Raw genomic sequence first — 1,040 nt, 5'->3', positions numbered from 1 at the left:
GGTGTTCGCGGTCGCCGTAGGTGGATTCGATGAGTACCGTGTCGGCCGGGGGCGGGGCGTCGGGCGGGGTCATGAGCAGGTCATCGGGCCGCCCCAGGTCGCCCGAGAACAGGATGCGCCGGCCACCCACCTCCAGCAACACGCTGGCGGCGCCCAGGATGTGGCCTGCCGGGGAGAGCGTCACTCGCCAGCCAGGCAGGGGCTCGAACGCCTTGTGGAAGGCGTGGATCTGGAACTGCTTGAGGCAGTGCAGTGCATCCAGCCGGGTGTACAGCGGCAGGGCCTGGCTGTGGCTGCTGAGCTGATGGCGGTTGAGGAAGGCCGCATCTTCTTCCTGCAGGTGCCCGCTGTCGGGCAGCAGGATGGTGCACAGGTCGCGCGTACCGGGCGTGCAATGGATGGCGCGGGCATAGCCATCGCGGGTGAGCAGGGGCAGGTAGCCGCTGTGGTCCAGGTGGGCGTGGGTCAGCACCACGGCATCGATCTGGTGCGGCGTGACGGGCAGGGGCTGCCAGTTGCGCAGGCGCAGCTGCTTGTAGCCTTGGAAGAGTCCGCAGTCCACCAGCAGGCTCTTGCCGTTGTGGCGCACCAGGTACTTGGAGCCGGTGACCGTGCCCGAGCCGCCCAGGAAGGTGATATTGACGTTCATGCCGATGCCCCTTGTCCCGTTGTTTCCTCTTCCCCGGATCGCGGCCCCCACGACCGCCTGGTGGGCTTTCATGCTACGGCGCAGGGCGGCTGGGGGCTACTGCTGGCGGGAAGATTCTTGCCTCAGATCAACAAGTCACCGCTGGCAATGTTTTTCTGTTGCAAATCCTCCGGCGGTACTAGAGTGGGTAGCCCATCTCCCTGATGCCCCGTTTTGGCGGGACCTTCATCCCAAAGGTTGAGGTATGCAACCCAGGTTTTCCTGTCACGCGCATGGCGCCTTGCTGGCAGCAGTTTTGCTGGCGGGCGGGCCCCAGGTGTGCGCGCAGGCCCTGGACGATCCGCCCGAGTGGGCGGGCGAGCCTCCCGTGTTGTCGCGCTGGCTGGAAGAG

Annotated in this window: 1 protein-coding gene; it reads right to left on the bottom strand. The window is 66.3% G+C overall.

Translation table 11 applies throughout. The annotated features are described in order from the left end of the window. Positions 1 to 649: MBL fold metallo-hydrolase (locus tag DBR12_RS19165; RefSeq protein ID WP_146185579.1), on the bottom strand; the 649-nt coding region annotated here is incomplete at its 3' end. Positions 650 to 1,040: the final 391 nt, after the last annotated feature.

The organism is Acidovorax sp. HMWF029, from assembly GCF_003060895.1.
Lineage (GTDB): Bacteria > Pseudomonadota > Gammaproteobacteria > Burkholderiales > Burkholderiaceae_C > Acidovorax.
This window is presented reverse-complemented; position numbering and strand designations above follow the sequence as displayed.